This is a genomic window from Hydrogenophaga defluvii (assembly GCF_042665235.1).
GTDB classification, from domain to species: Bacteria; Pseudomonadota; Gammaproteobacteria; order Burkholderiales; family Burkholderiaceae_C; genus Hydrogenophaga; species Hydrogenophaga defluvii_A.
The window spans coordinates 1-755 of the sequence record NZ_JBHTBZ010000077.1; the positions used below are offsets into that span (position 1 = coordinate 1).

The 755-nt window shown below is 66.1% G+C and carries 1 protein-coding gene; it reads right to left on the bottom strand.

All coding sequences use genetic code 11. The features are described from left to right. The coding region (gene pgk, locus ACFQU0_RS21885; RefSeq protein ID WP_382203736.1) for a phosphoglycerate kinase at positions 1 to 755 on the bottom strand (755 nt) is incomplete at both ends.

Consider the following 755-nt stretch of genomic DNA (forward strand, 5'->3'; position numbering starts at 1 on the left):
CTCAAACGCCGGCAGCGTCTTGCCCTCCAGCACCTCCAGAAAGGCGCCGCCGCCGGTGGAGATGTAACCCACGTCCTTCTCGATGCCGTACTTGGCAATGGCCGCCAGCGTGTCGCCGCCGCCAGCAATGCTGAATGCGCTGGAATCGGCAATCGCCTGTGCCAAGACCTGGGTACCGTTCTCGAACGCCGCAAACTCGAACACCCCCACCGGGCCGTTCCACACAATGGTGCCGGCCGCCTTGAGCTGCTGGGCCAGCAAAGCGGCGGTCTCGGGGCCAATGTCCAGGATCAGGTCGTCGTCGGCCACCTCGGTGGCCTTCTTGACGGTGGCCGGCGCGTCGGCCGCAAAGGCCTTGGCAGTCACCACATCGGTGGGAATGGGCACGGCCGCACCCCGCGCGGCCATGGCGTCGATGACGGCCTTGGCCTCACCCACCAGGTCTGGCTCGGCCAGGCTTTTGCCAATCTTCAGGCCCGCCGCCAGCATGAAGGTGTTGGCGATGCCGCCGCCCACGATCAGGCCGTCCACGTTCTTGGCCAGGCTTTGCAGGATGGTGAGTTTGGTGGACACCTTGGAGCCGGCCACGATGGCGATCAAGGGCCGTTTCGGGTTTTGCAAGGCGGCTGCAATCGCATCCATCTCGGCCGCCAAGAGTGGGCCGGCGCAGGCAATGGGCGCTGTTTCGGCGATGCCGTAGGTGGTGCCCTCGGCGCGGTGGGCGGTGCCAAAGGCGTCGTGCACAAAAATGTCGC